15 protein-coding genes and 1 riboswitch are annotated in these 16,597 nt (G+C 73.2%); of the genes, 5 read left to right on the top strand and 10 right to left on the bottom strand.

Going from position 1 to position 16,597, the window contains the following annotated elements:
* Nucleotides 1-930, top strand: coding sequence for a GNAT family N-acetyltransferase (locus tag AB0F68_RS09550; protein WP_357334373.1), 930 nt, complete (start codon nt 1-3; stop codon nt 928-930).
* Between the two features lie 84 nt (nt 931-1,014).
* Nucleotides 1,015-1,257, top strand: coding sequence for a hypothetical protein (locus AB0F68_RS09545; protein WP_357334370.1), 243 nt, complete (start codon nt 1,015-1,017; stop codon nt 1,255-1,257).
* Nucleotides 1,258-1,324: 67 nt separating this feature from the next.
* Here AB0F68_RS09545 and groL read toward each other — a convergent pair whose 3' ends face one another.
* The 3 genes from groL to AB0F68_RS09530 form a co-directional block, all read right to left on the bottom strand.
* Nucleotides 1,325-2,947, bottom strand: a complete 1,623-nt coding sequence (groL, locus tag AB0F68_RS09540; protein WP_091317388.1) for a chaperonin GroEL — start codon at nt 2,945-2,947, stop codon at nt 1,325-1,327.
* A gap of 275 nt (nt 2,948-3,222) precedes the next feature.
* Nucleotides 3,223-4,539, bottom strand: a complete 1,317-nt coding sequence (locus tag AB0F68_RS09535; RefSeq protein ID WP_357334367.1) for a hypothetical protein — start codon at nt 4,537-4,539, stop codon at nt 3,223-3,225.
* Between the two features lie 116 nt (nt 4,540-4,655).
* A complete protein-coding gene (locus AB0F68_RS09530) occupies nt 4,656-4,859 on the bottom strand; it encodes a cold-shock protein (protein WP_067305333.1) in 204 nt (67 codons plus the stop codon).
* Nucleotides 4,860-5,079: 220 nt separating this feature from the next.
* Here AB0F68_RS09530 and AB0F68_RS09525 point away from each other — a divergent pair, with 220 nt between their 5' ends.
* Nucleotides 5,080-5,598, top strand: a complete 519-nt coding sequence (locus AB0F68_RS09525; RefSeq protein ID WP_357334363.1) for a GNAT family N-acetyltransferase — start codon at nt 5,080-5,082, stop codon at nt 5,596-5,598.
* A gap of 192 nt (nt 5,599-5,790) precedes the next feature.
* Here the strand turns inward: AB0F68_RS09525 and paaN are convergent, their stop codons facing one another.
* The 4 genes from paaN to AB0F68_RS09505 form a co-directional block, all read right to left on the bottom strand.
* Nucleotides 5,791-7,464 carry a phenylacetic acid degradation protein PaaN gene (gene paaN, locus AB0F68_RS09520; protein WP_357334361.1) on the bottom strand — a complete coding sequence of 558 codons (1,674 nt, stop codon included), beginning with the start codon at nt 7,462-7,464 and terminating at the stop codon, nt 5,791-5,793.
* Between the two features lie 52 nt (nt 7,465-7,516).
* A complete protein-coding gene (locus AB0F68_RS09515; RefSeq protein WP_357334358.1) occupies nt 7,517-8,536 on the bottom strand; it encodes a GNAT family N-acetyltransferase in 1,020 nt (339 codons plus the stop codon).
* A 295-nt stretch (nt 8,537-8,831) separates the two neighbouring features.
* The gene (gene thrC, locus AB0F68_RS09510; protein ID WP_357334356.1) at nt 8,832-10,121 is read right to left on the bottom strand and encodes a threonine synthase; all 1,290 of its coding nucleotides are present in this window, start codon (nt 10,119-10,121) and stop codon (nt 8,832-8,834) included.
* 12 nt (nt 10,122-10,133) lie between these two features.
* Nucleotides 10,134-10,266, bottom strand: a riboswitch (SAM riboswitch).
* Between the two features lie 87 nt (nt 10,267-10,353).
* Nucleotides 10,354-11,319, bottom strand: a complete 966-nt coding sequence (locus AB0F68_RS09505; RefSeq protein ID WP_357334354.1) for a DMT family transporter — start codon at nt 11,317-11,319, stop codon at nt 10,354-10,356.
* 90 nt (nt 11,320-11,409) lie between these two features.
* On the opposite strand from AB0F68_RS09505, the gene AB0F68_RS09500 reads away from it, so the two are divergent.
* The gene (locus AB0F68_RS09500) at nt 11,410-11,715 is read left to right on the top strand and encodes a metalloregulator ArsR/SmtB family transcription factor (protein WP_357334352.1); all 306 of its coding nucleotides are present in this window, start codon (nt 11,410-11,412) and stop codon (nt 11,713-11,715) included.
* Between the two features lie 50 nt (nt 11,716-11,765).
* Nucleotides 11,766-12,125: a hypothetical protein gene (locus AB0F68_RS09495; protein ID WP_357334350.1), complete on the top strand. Its 360-nt coding sequence runs from the start codon at nt 11,766-11,768 to the stop codon at nt 12,123-12,125.
* A gap of 68 nt (nt 12,126-12,193) precedes the next feature.
* Here the strand turns inward: AB0F68_RS09495 and AB0F68_RS09490 are convergent, their stop codons facing one another.
* The 3 genes from AB0F68_RS09490 to AB0F68_RS09480 form a co-directional block, all read right to left on the bottom strand.
* Complete coding sequence (locus tag AB0F68_RS09490; protein WP_357334348.1) at nt 12,194-12,643, bottom strand: DoxX family protein; 450 nt, start codon at nt 12,641-12,643, stop codon at nt 12,194-12,196.
* Between the two features lie 144 nt (nt 12,644-12,787).
* Nucleotides 12,788-13,666 carry an ABC transporter permease subunit gene (locus AB0F68_RS09485; protein WP_357334345.1) on the bottom strand — a complete coding sequence of 293 codons (879 nt, stop codon included), beginning with the start codon at nt 13,664-13,666 and terminating at the stop codon, nt 12,788-12,790.
* On the bottom strand, nt 13,666-16,536 hold the full coding sequence (locus AB0F68_RS09480) for an alpha/beta fold hydrolase (RefSeq protein ID WP_357334343.1): 2,871 nt from the start codon (nt 16,534-16,536) through the stop codon (nt 13,666-13,668). Before AB0F68_RS09480 ends, AB0F68_RS09485 begins: the two co-directional genes overlap by 1 nt.
* Nucleotides 16,537-16,597: the final 61 nt, after the last annotated feature.

The raw sequence follows: 16,597 nt of genomic DNA, 5'->3' as shown, positions 1-16,597 counted from the left end.
ATGGACGTGGAGATCATCGAGCTGGGTCCGGACCGCCTGCCCGAGGTCGTCGACCTCTGCCGGCGCGCCCTCGACCTGCCGGAGGACGCCGCCGAGGCGCCGGCGATCGTGGCCACCCTCGCCGACCGCGCGGCGGCCGACCGGACCGTGCTGCGGCTCGGCGCGGTCCGCGGCGGCGCGCTGGTCGGGGTACTGGTCGGCTCGCTGTCCGCCGGGGACCCGCGGCTCGGTCACGTCGACCTGCTGGCGGTGGCGCCGGAGGAGCGCCGCCAGGGGATCGGCGGAGGGCTGCTGACCGAGGCGGAGACCCGGCTCGCCGGGCTCGGCGCGGCCGAGCTGCTGCTGGCCGGCAATCCCCCGCACTACGCCTGGCCGGGCATTGACGTGCGCTACACCCCGGCGGTCTGCGCCGCGCTGCGGCTCGGCTACCGCCAGGACCGGACGGGGTGGAACATGACCGCCGACCTGAGCGCGGGCTCGGCGGCCCTGCGCTCCACCGAGGCCGCCGAGGAACGGCTGGCCGCGCGGGGCGTGACGGTACGCCGGGCCGAGCCGGCGGACCTGCCGGCCCTGGCCGGGTTCGCCCGGGCCACCTTCGGCGGCGCCTGGGACGGTGAGCTGGCCGGCTCGGTGGGGCGACCGGACGCCGGCGCGCACCTGGCCGAGCGGGACGGCGAGATCCTCGGCTTCGCCGCGTACGGGTCGTCGCGGCCGAGCTGGTTCGGGCCGATGGGCACCGCCCCGGCCGCCGAGGGATCGGGCATCGGTGGGGTGCTGCTCCGCCGCTGCCTGCGCGACCAGGCGGCGGCCGGAATCGAGTCGGCGCAGATCGGCTGGGCGGGCCCGGTGCCGTTCTACTCGGGGGCGGCCGGCGCGCGGATCGAGCGGGTGTTCTTCCTGTACCGGAAGGCACTGAACGGACAGAAGTAATTAAAGTTACATAGACGGTAATAACGTCATTCGGCCTCCTCGGCATCGACCGCCCCCTACGGTCGGGAATTAGAGGAGGCGGGCATGACCACGGACGACGAACGGACCGACGACCAGCCGGTGAGCTGGCGCCCGGTCGGCGAGCTTCCCGGCCAGCTGCCGTTCGACCGGCTCGACTTCGGCGACGCCGAGCAGCTCGCGGAGATGACCGGGGCCGACGGAGCGTCCACCGACGAACCGCTGCAACTGGTGGACGAGCCGATCCGGAGCACACCGCCGTACGACCGGGCGCACAAGCGACGCAACCAGCGTCGACTGCCGACCTGAGACAGACGGAAAGGGGGCGGACCGCTGACGCGGCCCGCCCCCTTTCGGCGTACTGGTGGAGCTGGACTCAGAAGTCCATCTCCCCGCCACCCGGGCCAGCCGGGGCGGCCGGGGTCTTCTCCGGCTTGTCCGCCACGACGGCCTCGGTGGTGAGGAACAGCGCGGCGATCGAGGCGGCGTTCTGCAGCGCGGAACGCGTCACCTTGGCCGGGTCGATGATGCCCGCGGCCAGCAGGTCCACGTACTCGCCGGTCGCGGCGTTGAGGCCGTGACCCGGGTCGAGGTTGCGGACCCGCTCGACGACGACGCCACCCTCGAGGCCGGCGTTGACGGCGATCTGCCGCAGCGGGGCGTCCAGCGCGATCTTGACGATCTGCGCGCCGGTCGCCTCGTCGCCGGCCAGGTCCAGCTTGTCGAAGGCGGTCTTGCCGGCCTGCACCAGCGCGACGCCACCACCCGGGACGATGCCCTCCTCGACGGCGGCCTTCGCGTTGCGGACGGCGTCCTCGATGCGGTGCTTGCGCTCCTTCAGCTCGACCTCGGTGGCCGCGCCGACCTTGATCACCGCAACACCGCCGGCCAGCTTGGCCAGGCGCTCCTGCAGCTTCTCGCGGTCGTAGTCGGAGTCGCTCTTCTCGATCTCGGCCCGGATCTGGTTGACCCGGCCCTGGATCTGGTCGGCGTCGCCGGCACCGTCGACGATGGTGGTCTCGTCCTTGGTCACCACGACCTTGCGGGCGCGGCCCAGCATGTCGAGGCTGACGGCGTCCAGCTTGAGGCCGACCTCCTCGCTGATGACCTGACCACCGGTGAGGATGGCGATGTCGGCCAGCATGGCCTTGCGGCGGTCACCGAAGCCCGGCGCCTTGACGGCGACCGACTTGAAGGTGCCGCGGACCTTGTTGACCACCAGGGTGGCCAGGGCCTCGCCCTCGATGTCCTCGGAGATGATCAGCAGCGGCTTGCCCGACTGCATGACCTTCTCCAGGATCGGGAGCAGGTCCTTCACCGACGAGATCTTGCTGTTGACGATCAGGAGGTACGGGTCGTCGAAGACGGCCTCCATACGCTCCGGGTCGGTCATGAAGTAGGCGGAGATGTAGCCCTTGTCGAAGCGCATGCCCTCGGTGAGCTCGAGCTCGAGGCCGAAGGTGTTGCTCTCCTCGACGGTGATGACGCCTTCCTTGCCGACCTTGTCCATCGCCTCGGCGATGATCTCACCGACGCTGGGGTCAGCGGCGGAGATGGAGGCGGTGGAGGCGATCTGCTCCTTGGTCTCCACGTCCTTGGCGAGCTTCAGCAGCTCCTCCGAGACGTTGGCCACGGCGGCCTCGATGCCCCGCTTCAGGGCCATCGGGTTGGCGCCGGCGGCCACGTTGCGCAGACCCTCACGAACCAGGGCCTGAGCCAGGACGGTCGCCGTCGTCGTGCCGTCACCGGCCACGTCGTCGGTCTTCTTCGCGACCTCCTTGACCAGCTCGGCGCCGATCTTCTCGTAGGGGTCCTCGAGCTCGATCTCCTTGGCGATGCTCACACCATCGTTGGTGATGGTGGGGGCACCCCACTTCTTCTCGAGCACGACGTTGCGGCCCTTGGGGCCGAGCGTCACCTTCACGGCGTCGGCGAGCTGGTTCATGCCCCGCTCGAGGCCGCGGCGCGCCTCTTCGTCGAACGCGATCATCTTGGCCATACGGCGTTGTCCTCCTGGACACTCACGGGCCACCCGAGGGTTCCCCGGATGGGCCGTCTGGTGTACGCACCTTGGGGACGTCGCCACCTGGCGACGACGACGTCTCCTCGGTCGGGCCGGACAGCCCGCGACGACCGGCCCCGTGCCGCCCCGGCGCCATTTCGGCGCCGGCACGACCGTGGCCCTACCGCCCCGACCATTGGCACTCACCGTACGCGAGTGCCAATGACCTGTTTAGCACTCTCCCTTGCCGAGTGCAAGCACGACGTCCCCGCTCAGCCGAGTTCCGCGGTCAGTCGGGCGGCGTTCACCGGGCCTTCGTGGGCCCGCTGTTCGGCGTACGCGGCGACCAGCCCGACGAGCTGCGCCAGGTAGGCCGGGGTGGCCAGCACGGCGCCCACCACGGCGACAGCCACAGCGCCGGCGGCGGTGCCCGGAGCGGCCAGCGGGTCCATCCCGAAGACGAGCTGGTTGACCACCCCCAGCACGCCGTCCAGCACCGCCGCGGCGATCAGCGCGCACCCGACCAGCGCCACCCGGCCCAGCACCATGCCGAACCGCTGGTGGAACATCCGCCAGGCGCGGCCGACCGGCTCCTGCCGCTCGAACAGGTAGATCGGGCCGAACAGGGCGAACGCGCAGGCCGCGTAGAGGCCGGGCAGCAGGCAGAAGCAGGCGCCGACCGTGATCAACAGCGAGACCACGAGGGTCCAGCCCCAGAGGCCGAGGGCGCGGCGCAGCCCGTAGCGGAGGGCCGCACCGACGCCGACCGGCTCGCCGGCCGCCTGCCGGGCGACCACCCAGGTGCCGGCGGCCCAGCCGGTGCTCTGCAGCGGGCCGAAGATCAGGGCGGCGAGGAGCACCACGCCGTAGAAGGCGAAAATGTGCTCGAAGTAGCCGTCCGGCAGCACCGGGGCGCCGTCCGGGCCGGTGACCGGCTGGTCGGTCGGAGCGAAGGCGAGCGAGAGGACCGCGATCACCGCAGCCGGGACCGTCTGGGTGAGCAGCATGATCGGAAGGAGCTGTCGCCAGCCGCGCCGCAGCGCGCCCCCGCACCGGCTGAACCAGGCGCCGACGCCCGCGTGGGGCGGGGTCACCAGCGGGTCCTGCGGGTCGAGGCCCGGGTGCCAGCCGTACGGCTGCCCCGGCAGCGGGTAGCCCGGGTGGGCCGCGCCGGGCAGCGGAGCGCCACCGGCCGGCCAGGACCAGCCCTGCGGCGGCCCGGCCGGCGCCGCCGGATCCCAGGGCTGCGGCCCGCCGGAGCCGGGCTGGCCAGGGGCGGCGAACCCACCGGTGCCGGGCGGCGGGCCGGGCTGGGCGAACCCGCCGGGGTTGGCCGGCCAGCCGGGCTGGGTGGGCGCGGCCGGGTTGGCCGGCCAGGCGGGCTGGGCCGGCGCGACCGGGTTGGGTTGCGCCGGCACGGCGGGGTAGGCGGATGGCGCGGACGAGCCGGGTTGCTCCGGCACGGCTGGCCGAACCGCCGCGCCGGGTTGTGCCGGCACGGTCGGGTCGGCCTGGGCGGGGGGCCGGCCCGGGTCGGTCGGGGTGGACGGCCCGGGCGCGGTGGAACCCGACGGGGGCAGGTCGGACATGAGCCCTCCTCAGCAGCGACGGCTGGAACGGCTCATGATCTTCCACGGCGCGGGCCGGCACCGCAGCCCCCTCGTCGGGGTGGAGCGGCCGCCGATCGGGCGGCGGCCACGAAAGATCAGGCGATGACGCGGACCCGCTCGGCCTGTGGGCCCTTCTGGCCCTGGGCGATCTCGAACTCGACCCGCTGGCCGTCGTCCAACGCCTTGTAGCCGTCCATCTCGATCGCGGAGAAGTGGACGAAGACGTCCTGCCCGCCGTCGACGGCGATGAAGCCGTAGCCCTTTTCGGAGTTGAACCACTTGACGGTGCCCTGTGCCACGGTGCACTTCCTCACTCTGCGCGGCGTTCCACAACCCCGGAGACCGGCGGACCGGCACCGGTGAGCCACCCATTCAGCGATCGGCGCCGCTGAATTGAGTGACCGAAATCGCACGCTACACGAGGCGTGACGACCGCGCACGACCACAAATCGGGCATATTCCGGTCACTCTCCGAGCCCGGCCGGGCGCGGGTACGGGCCCTTCCGGTATGCATGCCACATGACCAGCGCGCCCACCACGACCACCACCGTCCGCCGGGTCCGCCCGGCGGACGCCGCCCGGATGCGGGCGCTCCGCCTGGAGATGCTGGCCGACTCCCCGCTGGCGTTCCTGGAGACCGTGGCCGAGGCCGCCGCCCGGCCGCACGCCGACTACGCGGCCCGGATCGCCGCCGTCTCGCAGGGCGATCACAACGCTCAGTTCGTCGCCGACCCGGGCGGCCGTCTGGTCGGCCACGCCGGCGGCACGGTCGCCCCGGACGAGCCGGGGCTGACCGTGATCTACGCGGTCTACATCACGCCGCTCTGGCGGGGCAGGGGGCTGCTCGGCGCACTGGTGGACGAGGTGGCCGCCTGGTCCCGGGCGTGCGGCCGGCCGGAGCTCATGCTGGAGGTGGTGGTCGGCAACGACCGGGCCTGCCGGGCGTACGAGAAGCTGGGCTTCGCGGACACCGGCGTGCGCGTACCGCACCCCAGGATCCCCGCCCTCACCGAACTCCAGATGCGCCGCCCAGCCTGACCCCACTCCGCTGACCGGGAACCCGACCCCGGGCAGCACGCCCAAGATCACCCCATCCAAGGCCGAGAGCCGAGAGCCGAGAGCCGAGACCACAACGACCAGGTCGGGTTTCCGGGGCAGGCCGCCTCGCGGAGGGATCAAGCCTGACCGAACGGAGCGAGGTGGTCTGCCCCGGAAACCCCCACAGCACGATCAGACGTGCCGGCGGCTCTGCACGATCCGGAACCGGTTCGCCACGTACGCCCCGTCCGTCAGCGCCGAGTTCGCCGCCGGGTTCGCCCCCGAGCCGTGGAAGTCGGAGAACGCCGCCGACTGGTTGACGAACACCCCGCCGGTCAGGTTGCAGGACAGGTGCACCCCGGCGTCGATCGCCGCCGCCTCGGCCGCGTCCAGCACCGCCTCGTCGGTGGAGTAGACGCCGGCGGTCAGGGCACCCTTCTCCCCGACCGTCGAGCGGAGGATCTCCAGGCTGTGCGCGGTCGAGTCGGTCGCGATGGCGAACGAGATCGGGCCGAACCACTCGCGGGAGTAGGTCGCGGTGTCGGTCGCGTCCAGCTTGACCACGGTGGGCGTCCGCACCGCCGCGTCCGGGAAGGACGGGTGCGCCACGGTCCGCGACTCCAGCACCGGCTCGCCGACCTTGGTGACCTCCTCCAGCCGCTCCAGCACGCCGTCGTTGACGATCGCGCCGGTCAGCTCGACGCCCCGGGCCGGGTCGGCGGTGAGCTTGGCGACCGCTCCGGCGATGCCGGCGGCGACCTCGTCGAAGCTCTTGTGCCCCTGGTCGGTCTCGATGCCGTCGCGGGGGATGAGCAGGTTCTGCGAGGTGGTGCACATCTGGCCGCTGTAGAGGGTCAGCGTGAAGCCCAGGTTGCGGCACATCCCGGCGAAGTCGTCGGTGGAGTCGATCACCACCGTGTTCAGGCCGGCCTTCTCGGTGTAGACGGCGGCCTGCCGGGCGTTCGCCTCCAGCCAGTCGCCGTACTCGGTGGAGCCGGTGAAGTCGACGATCCGGACGGCCGGGTGCAGGGCCAGGGTCGAGGCGAGCTTCTCGCCGTCGGCCTCGGGGGCGAGCTGCACCAGGTTGGGGTCGAAGCCGGCCTCGGCGAGCACCTGGCGGGCGTACTTCACCGTGATGGCGAGCGGCAGCACGGCGCGCGGGTGCGGCTTGACGACCACCGGATTGCCGGTGGCCAGCGAGGCGAAGAGCCCGGGGTACGAGTTCCAGGTCGGGAAGGTGTTGCAGCCGATCACCAGCGCCACGCCGCGCGGCACCACGTGGAACGTCTTGCTCATCCGCAGCGGGTCGCCCTTGCCGGCGGCCTTCTCCCAGCCGGCCGTGCCCGGGTGCCGGGTCATCTCGGCGTACGCGTAGGCGACCGCCTCCAGCGCCCGGTCCAGCGCGTGCGCGCCGCCGGCCTGGAAGGCCATCACGAAGGCCTGGCCGCTGGTGAACTGCACCGCGTTGGCCAGCTCGAACACGTTCTTGTGCAGCCGGTCGAGGATCTCCAGGCAGACCCCGACCCGGGCCTGCGGGCCGGCGTCACGCCAGGCCGGCAGGGCGGCGGTCGCGGCGGCCACGAGCTGGTCGGCGGTGGCGTGCGGGTAGCGCACGTCGAGCGCCACGCCGAACGGGCTGGTCTCGGTGGCGACCGTGCCGCCGTCGCCGGCCTGGTCGAGCGGGAACTCGCCGCCCAGGTACGCCTCGAAGGCGGCCTTGCCGTCGGCGGCGGCGGTCTCGCCGTAGACCCGGGGGCTGGGCGACTCGGGATAGGCGGACCAGTACCCGCGCTGCGTGATCGCGGTCAGCGCCCGGTTGAGGGTCTCGGCGTGCCTGTCGTACAGGGGGTGCGGGGTCTCCGTCATGCCCGCCATCATGCAACAGGTAGCCACCAGATCAGTAGGGGCGTGTCACAAGTCAGATCGTCAGCTGCCAGTCGGTGGAGCCGGCCGCCGGCCGGTAGCCGAGCTGCTCGTTGATCGCGATCATGTGGGTGTTCGCCGCCGCGTTGTAGGTGTCGATCACGCGCAGCTCCGGCTCGTGCGCCAGGGCGTGCTCCAGATTCTCGATCTTGGTGAGCAGCCCGAGCCGGTGGCCGCGGTGTGCCGGGTCGACGATGGTGATCTGCTGCCAGGCGTGCCAGGTGGTGTTGGCGGCCAGGCTGACCATGCTCCACGCGACCAGCCGGCCGGACGCCTCGTGCACCGCCCCGACGCTGTACCGGCGGACCCCGCGCGCGTCGAGCGCCCGCTCCGTGCCGCGGATCCGCTCGGCGTCGACCTTCTCCTGCTCCCATTCGAGGTCCCCGAGGGGCGCGTCCACCAGCAGCCGCCCCTCCAGGTAGGCGATGTCGGCGACGTACTCCTCCGGCGTGTTGTTCGACCAGCGGACCGTGCGGTAGCCGGCGGCGGCCGTGCGGGCCCCGGCGAGCAGGCCGGCCAGCCGCGGCCGGTCGAGCGCGGTGACGTCCAGCCGGCGGCGCACGTCGGTGAGCGCCGGCTTCGCACCGACGGCGGCGGCGAAGGCGGCACCGGGCAGCTCACGGCCCTCCTCCCCCGGCAACGGGCTGACCGTCGAACCGACCAGCCGCTTGCCCCCGTGCTCCCGCAGCACCCGCAGGCCCTGCTCGTGCAGGGCGCGCCCCACCCCGCGTCGCCGGTACGCGGGGTCCACCACCAGTTCGACGCTGGCGTTCTCGGTGTTGTCGAGCGTGTGCAGGTAGAGGCGGAGCCAACCGACGGGCACCCCGTCGAGGCGCGCCACGCACCAGCGGGTGTCGACGCCCGGCATCGGGTGCCGCAGCGGCGCCTCGAACCGCCGCCGGCACAGCGGTGGGAGGTCCGGCTCGTCCACGACCTGGGCCGCGACCGCGGTCCGATAGACGGCGTCGAGGGTCGCCTGGTCGGCGGGGTCGAGGGGGGAGACGGAGATGCCCATGCCCGTGAGCCTGGCCCAGCCGACAGCGAAGGGGCCAGCGGTTTTCCGCCGGCCCCTTCGGACGTTGGTCGGGAGGGACGTCCGCACAACGCCTTCGGCGTTGGGTCGCAAGAACTTGAAAAGTCTCCGGCGGATGCCCTCCCGCACGGAGCATCTTGCGCCGTCCAATTCCTGCCGTCAAGTCCTTGTCGGCGCGTTTTCCACACTCACAGCGAAAAGCCAGTTACCCAACGGATCACCCCAATCCCCCGCCCGGGCGATCCGCCCTCCCCCGCACGGATGAGCCGAGGCGGGGTCAGGAGAGGAGGCCGGCGTCGCGGGCGGCGCGGAGGCTGGGCCGGATGCGGTGGGTGGGCCCGACCTCGGGGGCGACCGCGTCGAGGGTCTTGAGACCCTCGCCGGTGTTGAAGACGACGGTCTCCGCCGCCGGGTCGAGCCGGCCGGACTCGACCAGCTTGCGCAGCACGGCCACGGTGACGCCGCCGGCCGTCTCGGCGAAGACGCCGGTGGTCCGGGCGAGCAGCCGGATGCCGGCGCGGATCTCGTCGTCGTCGGCGTACTCCATCCAGCCACCGGTGCGGCGGACCGCCTCCAGCGCGTAGAGGCCGGCGGCCGGGTCGCCGATGTTCAGCGACTTGGCGATGCCGGTCGGCTTGACCGGCACGATGGTGTCGGTGTCGGCGTGCAGCGCGGTGGCGATCGGGTTGCAGCCGGCCGACTGCGCGCCGAACACCTTCCAGCCGCCGGCCGGCGCCTCGACCAGCCCGATCTCGACCAGCTCGGCGAACGCCTTGTCGATCTTGGTGAGCAGCTCACCGCTGGCCATCGGGATGACCACCTGGGCCGGGATCCGCCAGCCGAGCTGCTCGGCGACCTCGTAGCCGAGGGTCTTCGAGCCCTCCGCGTAGTAGGGCCGCACGTTCACGTTGACGAACGCGGTGTCCTCGAACTCGTCGGTCTCCACCAGCTCGCCGCAGAGCCGGTTCACGTCGTCGTACGAGCCGTCGATGGCGACCAGGTCGCCGCCGTAGACGGCGGTGGTCACCACCTTGCCCTGCTCCAGGTCGCTGGGGATGAAGACCACCGAGGGCACCCCGGCCCGGGCCGCGTGGGCGGCCACCGAGTTGGCCAGGTTGCCGGTCGAGGCGCAGGCGTAGCGGGAGAAGCCGAGCGCCCGGGCCGCGGTCAGCGCCACCGAGACCACCCGGTCCTTGAACGAGTGGGTGGGGTTGCCGCTGTCGTCCTTGACCCAGAGCGGGGCGGTGATGCCCAGTTCGGCGGCGAGGTGCGGGGCGGCGACCAGCCGGGTCAGCCCCGGGTCGAGCGTGACCCGGGTGGCCGGGTCCTGGCCGGCGGGGAGGAGGGCGGCGTACCGCCAGAGGTTCTTCGGGCCGGCCTCGATCTGCTCGCGGGTGACGGCGGCCAGGGCGGCGGTGTCGTAGTCGACCTCCAGCGGGCCGAAGCACTCGTAGCAGGCGTGCTGGGCGGCCAGCGGGTAGCGCGCGGAACAGGCGCGACAGACCAGGGCGCGGGCCGGGCTGAGGCTGGTGTCGATGCCGGAGGCGGCGGGAAGCGTCGACGTCATGTCGAGGGTTTCCTCTCATCTTTCCCCGCATCGCCGGGTGCGGCGGGGACGGAATTGGCACCTGCCCGCGGTCGCTCGTCGTCGAGCACGCGGGTGGTTGCCGGGGCGTCATCGGGCCGTATCCCTCAGCCCCTCTGGATGAGGTATTCAGTTGTACCGCCGAGTCTATGCGGGCGCCGGGGCGGTGCCGAGCCGGGTTCCCACGGTGTGAGCCACCGGCCCGGCATCCGGGTCAGCGCGCGACGACCGCGACCGGCTCGATCACCGCGGGGTGGTCGGTCACCGCGACCGCCGCCGGGGCCGCGGGCGCCTTCCGGGTACGGGTCGCCAGGTTCGCCGCCACCAGGGCGGCGATGGTCAGCGCCGCGCCAGCCACTTCCACCGCGCCGGGCCGGTAGCCGCGCAGGATCTGCACCGCGAACGTGGTCACCGGAACGAGGTTCATGAACAGCGCCGCGTCGGCCACGCCGAGCCGGCGGATCCCGGTGTTCCAGGCCAGCACCGCGAGGACCGCGGCGACCACCACGGCGTACGCCAGTTGCGGGACGACCGCGACGAGGTCGGCGGCGGCCGGCGCGTGCTGGAGGCCGGTGAGGTCGGCGACGGCGCTGGCGGCGAGCATGGCGAGCAGGCCGGCGACGGAGGTCAGCGTGGTGTAGCGCAGCGGCGACCACTCGGGGAAGCGGCTCGCGCCATGGGTGTAGACGGCCCAGCCGAGCACCGCGCCGATCATGAGCAGCCCTCCGACGCCGAACTGGTCCAGCCCGTCGAGCCGGCCGCGGGTGATCACCAGCCCGACGCCGAGCAGGGCGACCAGGGAGAGGCCGAGCAGCGCCGGCCGGGGGCGTACCCCGTCCCGCACCCAGCGGACGAGCTGCGTGACCAGCGGGGTGCTGGACGCGAAGAGGGCGATCTGCTGCGGGGTGGCGTGGCCGAGGGCGAGGTTGGTCAGCACGTTGAAGCCGGCGAACCCGAGCACCCCGAGCAGCACCACCTCGGTCGCGCGCCGCCGCGCCCGCAGGGCGCCCCACCCCTCACGAGCCAGCAGCAGGACGAGCAGCACGGCGGTGGCGAGCAGGTAGCGGGCGGTGGTCAGGTTGAGCGCGTCCACCCGGGTGAGCGCGCTGGCCAGCACGGGGAACATGACGCCCCAGCTCACCACGGCGAAGAGTGGGAAGGCGGCGTGACGGGAACGCATCGCAGCTCCAATGTTCGAGTACCATCGAACCAACGACGCCGACTCTAGGAGGTTGTTCGACGAATGTCGAACATGGGTTACGCTGGTCACATGGAGCTGCACGAACCCGAACTGCGCGACGTGCCGATCACCGCCGTGCTGGCCGCGCTGGCCGACGACGTCCGGCTGCAGATCGTGCGCGCCCTCGCCCAGGGCGGCGAGTACGCCTGCGGCACCTTCGAGTTCGGCGTCTCCAAGGCGACCCGCAGCCACCACCTCAAGGTGCTGCGAGAGGCCGGCCTGACCCGGACCCGGGTCGCCGGCACCAGCCGCTACGTGCGGCTGCGCCGCGAGGAGCTGGAACGCCTCTACCCCGGGCTGCTCGACGCGGTCCTCGCCGCGCCCGCCCACGCCTGACCCCGGTGTTCGAACAGCGCACGGCGGCCACCGGCGGGAATGATCGCCGGATGCGGACGGCGGCGGCACGGATCGGGCCCCTGGCGGGCGCGGTGCTGCTCGCCGCCTGCGCCCCCACGCCGACGCCCGACCGCGCATCGAGCGAATCGGCCCGGCCGGCGGGGGCCGCCGGCACCGCACCGCCCGCGCCGGCCTGCTCGCCCGAGGGGATCCGCATCACCGAGCTCGGGGTGGACGCCGCCATGGGCCTGCGGGCGATGGGCCTGGAGCTGGACGGGCCGATCGACCTCGGCAACACCGGCCGGCTCGGGGTGGGCGCCTGGAAGCGGGACGACCGCCCGTCCTCGACGCAGCCACCCGCACCGAGCGGCCCACCCTCCTCGTCACCCACCCCCGACAGCCGCCTCTGAGGTCGCCCCCACCTTGGCAGGAAGCGACCCGGGGGGTGGCCTCCCACAAGGTGGCTGGACGGGTGGGGTCAGGCCGGGACCGAGGGGCGCGCGGCGGGGCCGGCCTCGGTGGCCATTCCGCGGCGGCGGGAGAGCAGCGCGTCCAGCGCCCAGTTGCCCGGGCCGAGCACTGCGACGAGCAGGAACGACCAGGAGAAGAGCGCGGCAAGCTCGCCGCCGTTCTGCAGCGGCAGCGGGTGTTCCGGCTGGTGCACCACGAAGTACGCGTACGCCATCGAGCCGGAGGCGAGCAGCGCGGCGGGCCGGGTGAGCAGGCCGACGAGCACCAGTGCGCCGCAGACGAGCTGGATCAGCGCGGCCCACCAGCCTGGCCACTCGGCGAACGGGACCGCCTTGCCGGTCATGGTGTTGCCACCGAGGACGCCGAAGAGCGACGCCGCTCCGTGGCAGAGGAAGAGCACCCCGGTGACCATGCGGAACAGGGCGAGTACGGGGCCGTTCAGCTGTTCCGGAACCATCGTTGACCTCCAGGGACGGATGTGGACGTGGTCCCAGGATGGCCGACGATTTAATCGAAGTTCATAAATTCCTTATTGCCGGGATGAGAACGTGGGAACGCTCCCATGATACGGGCGCCCGTCCATCCGTGGGGGTCGCTCGACTCAGCTCGTGACGTCCTTGCGGGTGAACCGCCAGAAGGCCAGGCCCCAGAACAGCGTGGCGTAGGCGATCGCCGAGATGGCCCCGCGTACCACGTCGTCGGTCTGCACCGGCGTGGAGAGCAGGCCCAGCCAGGCGCTGCTGAAGTGGGTGGGCAGGAACGCGCGCAGCCCGCCCAGCGCGGTGATCTGGTCGAGGATGCTGGACAGGATCCAGAGCAGCACCGCCCCGCCGACCGCGCCGAGTGCGGCGTCCGTGGTCACCGAGAGCAGAAACGCCAACCCGGCCACCACCAGCAGCACGATCGCCAGGTAGCCGAGCACGCCGAGCAGGCGGACCAGCCCGTCGGCCGGGGCCAGCTCGGCGGAGACCTGGCTGCGCAGCGGGGACCAGCCGTACCGCAGGGTGCCGGCGAGCAGCGCGGTCCCGGCGAGCAGCACCAGCGCCAGCGCCGAGTACGCGAGCGCGATCAGCAGCTTCACCGTGAGCAGCCGGGCCCGGGGCACCGGGATCGCCAGCAGGTAACGCAGGCTGCCCCAGCTCGCCTCGCTGGCCACCGTGTCCCCGCAGAACAGGGCCACCACGACGACCAGCAGGAAGGACGACGACACGAAGATCGAGAAGAGGGTGAAGTTCAGCCCGCCCGAGGTGGCCAGGTCGACCATGCTGCTGAACTCGTTCCGGCCGTTCCGGTCGTCGTCGCCGGAGTCGAACTGGAACGCGATCAGGATGATCAGCGGGAGCAGCACCATGAAACCCAGCGCCAGTTGAGTACGCCGCCGCGACGCCTGCCGCCGGAACTCCGCCAGGAACGGCAGGGTGGCCGACGGCCGGTAACCGGTTGCCGCCCCGACCGGTCCCACAGAAGACGACTGAGCCATCACCGGTCCCCGCTTCCCCGAGAGTTCTCGCCGACCAGGGCGAGGAACGCGTCCTCCAGGCGCCGCCGGGGCACCACCCGGTCCACCCCGATGCCGGCCCGGACCAGCTCGGCCACCACCTCGCTGCGGGCGGTGCCGTTGGTGTCCACCACCAGGCCGCCGTCGCCGTCGGGCAGCACCCGTACGCCGGCCAGCCGGTCGAGCACGGTCCGGGCCGCGTCCGGGTCGCTCACCTCGAACAGCACGCTCGGCGACTCGCCGACGATCTCCTCGACCGGGCCGGACGCCACGATCCGCCCCTTGTTCACCACCACGGCGTGGGTGCAGGTCTGCTCCACCTCGGCCAGCAGGTGGCTGGAGACCAGCACCGCCCGGCCGTCGGTGGCGTAGCGCTGGAGCACCCGGCGCATCTCGGCGATCTGCGGCGGGTCCAGCCCGTCCGTCGGCTCGTCGAGCACCAGCAGTTGCGGCAGGCCCAGCATGGCCTGCGCGATGGCCAGCCGCTGGCGCATGCCGTGGCTGTAGTTCTTCGTCCGCCGGTGCACCGAGTCGCCCAGCCCGGCGATCTCCAGCGCCTCGTCGAAGTGCGCGTCCGCCCACGGCCGGCCGGTCGCCCGCCAGTAGGCCCGCAGATTCTCCAGGCCGGACAGGTGCGGCAGGAAGCCCGGCCCCTCGACCAGCGCGCCGATCCGGGAGAGCACCGGCGAGCCGGGCACCAGCCGGTGGCCGAAGACGTAGATCTCGCCGGCGGTGGGCTGGGTCAGCCCCATGAGCACCCGCAGCGTGGTGGTCTTGCCGGCGCCGTTCGGCCCGAGCAGGCCGACCACCTGGCCGGGGTGCACCTCGAAGTCCACGTCGGAGACGGCGACGAAGCCGTCCGCGTACTCCTTGCGCAGGTTGCGGACGGCGAGCGGGACGCCCGCGTACGCCGGGTGGACCGAGCTGTCCTGGCGGCGGTGCCGGCGGCGGGCGACCAGGACGACCACGACGAGCCCGAGCGCGATCGCGGCGAGCAGGCCGGCCAGCACCCAGCGCCAGATCGTGGCGGTGGTGGGGATGGGCGTGGCCTCGACCGTGGGCAGCACCAGCGGGCCGTCGCCGAGCGCCACCGTGTGCACGGTCGGCTCGGCCGGGGTGGCGTACGCCTGGTCGGAGGTGGCCACCACGATCCGCAGCCGGTGCCCGGCCTCGACCCGGCGGACGATCGCCGGCAGGGTGACCGAGACCGGGCGGGCCGCCTCGACGGTGCGCGGCAGGCCGGTCAGCCGGACCGGCGCGACCAGGCCGTCCGGCAGCGTGGCCGCGCCCTGCGGGTCGACGTCGTAGAGCTTGACGAAGAGCACCGCCTCGCCGGTCGCGGAGGCGACCCGGATCCGCACGGTCGGCGCGCCGACCACGTCGACCGGGTCGGCCAGCGGCGCGGACTCGAACCGGGCGTGCTGGCCGGGGATGTCACCGGCCACCCCGTCCAGCAGCGAGCCGAGCGCACCGGCGAACGGCACCGACGAGATCGCCGCCGGGTTGCCGTTGGGCGGGTTGGCGACCGGCTGGGCCGGCCCGGCCAGCGCCACCTCGCGGCGGCCCTGCCCGGTCACGCCCGGGTAGTCGGCGGTGCGGTAGCCGGTGGCCACCAGCCCCCGGTCGAGCGCGTCGAACCCGGCGATCCGGGAGAAGGTGAAGCTGTCGCCGGGTACCTCTCCCTCGCCCTTGACGTAGTGGTCGAGCCACTGCGCGGTCAGGAACTTCACCCGGTCGGAGTCGGAGGTCGGGCCGGTGCCGCCGTCGTGGCCGCCGGTGAACCAGGCGACCCGCACCGGGGTGCCGGCGGCGGCGATGCCTCGGGCGTTGGTGTCCGCCTCGGTGAGCGGGAAGAGGGTGTCCGCCTCGCCCTGGACCAGCAGGGTGGGTGCCTTGATCCGGTCGAGCACCCCGGCCGGCGACGAGCGGCGCAGCAACTCGACCGCCTGGGCGTCGGCCCGCCCGGTGGTGGCGATCCGGAGGTACGCGGCGCAGACGTCGGCGGCGAACCGGCCGCAGGACGGGTCGGCGGCGCCGGCCGGGGCGTGACCGGGGCCGGTACCCGGACCGGCCCCGGGCTGCGGGCTGGGCGCGCCGGCCGACGCCGGGGCGCCCTCCGGCTGGGTCGCAGTGGCACCGGAGAGCCCGGCCGGGCCGGAGCCGGCGTTGCCGCCGCCGCCGAAGAAGATGCCGGCCCAGCCCTTCTTGAACACGCCCTCGCTGGGGGCCTTGCCGGTGCTCTCCGGCAGGAAGGCCCGGGACAGGTCGTTCCAGGTGATCATCGGGACGATCGCGTCGACCCGGCGGTCCTGCGCGGCCAGCAGCAGGGCCAGGCCGCCGCCGTACGAGCCGCCGACCACGCCGACCCGGGGGTCGCCGGCCCCGTCGAGGCGGATGTCCGGCCGGGCCGCGAGCCGGTCGAGCAGGCGCTGGGCGTCCCGCACCTCGTGGTCCGGGCTGTCCAGGTGGATCTCGCCGCCGCTGCGGCCGAACCCGCGGGCGGTCCAGGTGAGCACCGCGTACCCCCGGGCGACCAGGTCCTCCGCGTCGGAGCGGACCGACTCCTTGGTGCCGCCGAAGCCGTGCGCCAGCAGCACCGCCGGGACCCGGTGCCGGGCCGAGGCGTCGCCGGGTAGGAAGAGCGTGGTGTCCAGGTCGATCGGCTGGTCGCCGGCCGGTCCGGAACGGACGGTCACCAGGGCCGACTCGGTCCGGAAGTCGGGGCGCTGCGGGCGGACCGCCCAGACCAGGGCGGCGGCCACCAGGACGACCACCACCGCCGCGGCGACGACCCGGCGAGGGCGGCTGGCCAGGGCGCGCCGGATCCGCGCGACGGGCAGCGGTGATCTCATGCGGGACACGGTACGGGCCGCCGGCTGAGCGTTCCCTGAGATCCGCCGTACGTCCGTCCGG

Source organism: Micromonospora sp. NPDC023966 (assembly GCF_040639095.1).
Classification (GTDB): domain Bacteria; phylum Actinomycetota; class Actinomycetes; order Mycobacteriales; family Micromonosporaceae; genus Micromonospora.
Note: the sequence above shows the minus strand (reverse complement) of the source record. Positions and strands in the feature narration are given on the sequence as shown.

What these genes read in the sequence shown, in the direction of transcription:
- AB0F68_RS09535 (WP_357334367.1), bottom strand. Translation starts at nt 4,539, where the DNA reads ATGTCCGACCTGCCCCCGTCGGGTTCCACCGCGCCCGGGCCGTCCACC.
- AB0F68_RS09515 (WP_357334358.1), bottom strand. Translation starts at nt 8,536, where the DNA reads ATGGGCATCTCCGTCTCCCCCCTCGACCCCGCCGACCAGGCGACCCTC.
- AB0F68_RS09490 (WP_357334348.1), bottom strand. Translation starts at nt 12,643, where the DNA reads ATGGTTCCGGAACAGCTGAACGGCCCCGTACTCGCCCTGTTCCGCATG.
- AB0F68_RS09495 (WP_357334350.1), top strand. Translation starts at nt 11,766, where the DNA reads ATGCGGACGGCGGCGGCACGGATCGGGCCCCTGGCGGGCGCGGTGCTG.
- AB0F68_RS09550 (WP_357334373.1), top strand. Translation starts at nt 1, where the DNA reads ATGGACGTGGAGATCATCGAGCTGGGTCCGGACCGCCTGCCCGAGGTC.
- AB0F68_RS09525 (WP_357334363.1), top strand. Translation starts at nt 5,080, where the DNA reads ATGACCAGCGCGCCCACCACGACCACCACCGTCCGCCGGGTCCGCCCG.
- AB0F68_RS09480 (WP_357334343.1), bottom strand. Translation starts at nt 16,536, where the DNA reads ATGAGATCACCGCTGCCCGTCGCGCGGATCCGGCGCGCCCTGGCCAGC.
- AB0F68_RS09505 (WP_357334354.1), bottom strand. Translation starts at nt 11,319, where the DNA reads ATGCGTTCCCGTCACGCCGCCTTCCCACTCTTCGCCGTGGTGAGCTGG.
- groL (WP_091317388.1), bottom strand. Translation starts at nt 2,947, where the DNA reads ATGGCCAAGATGATCGCGTTCGACGAAGAGGCGCGCCGCGGCCTCGAG.
- paaN (WP_357334361.1), bottom strand. Translation starts at nt 7,464, where the DNA reads ATGACGGAGACCCCGCACCCCCTGTACGACAGGCACGCCGAGACCCTC.
- AB0F68_RS09500 (WP_357334352.1), top strand. Translation starts at nt 11,410, where the DNA reads ATGGAGCTGCACGAACCCGAACTGCGCGACGTGCCGATCACCGCCGTG.
- AB0F68_RS09485 (WP_357334345.1), bottom strand. Translation starts at nt 13,666, where the DNA reads ATGGCTCAGTCGTCTTCTGTGGGACCGGTCGGGGCGGCAACCGGTTAC.
- AB0F68_RS09545 (WP_357334370.1), top strand. Translation starts at nt 1,015, where the DNA reads ATGACCACGGACGACGAACGGACCGACGACCAGCCGGTGAGCTGGCGC.
- thrC (WP_357334356.1), bottom strand. Translation starts at nt 10,121, where the DNA reads ATGACGTCGACGCTTCCCGCCGCCTCCGGCATCGACACCAGCCTCAGC.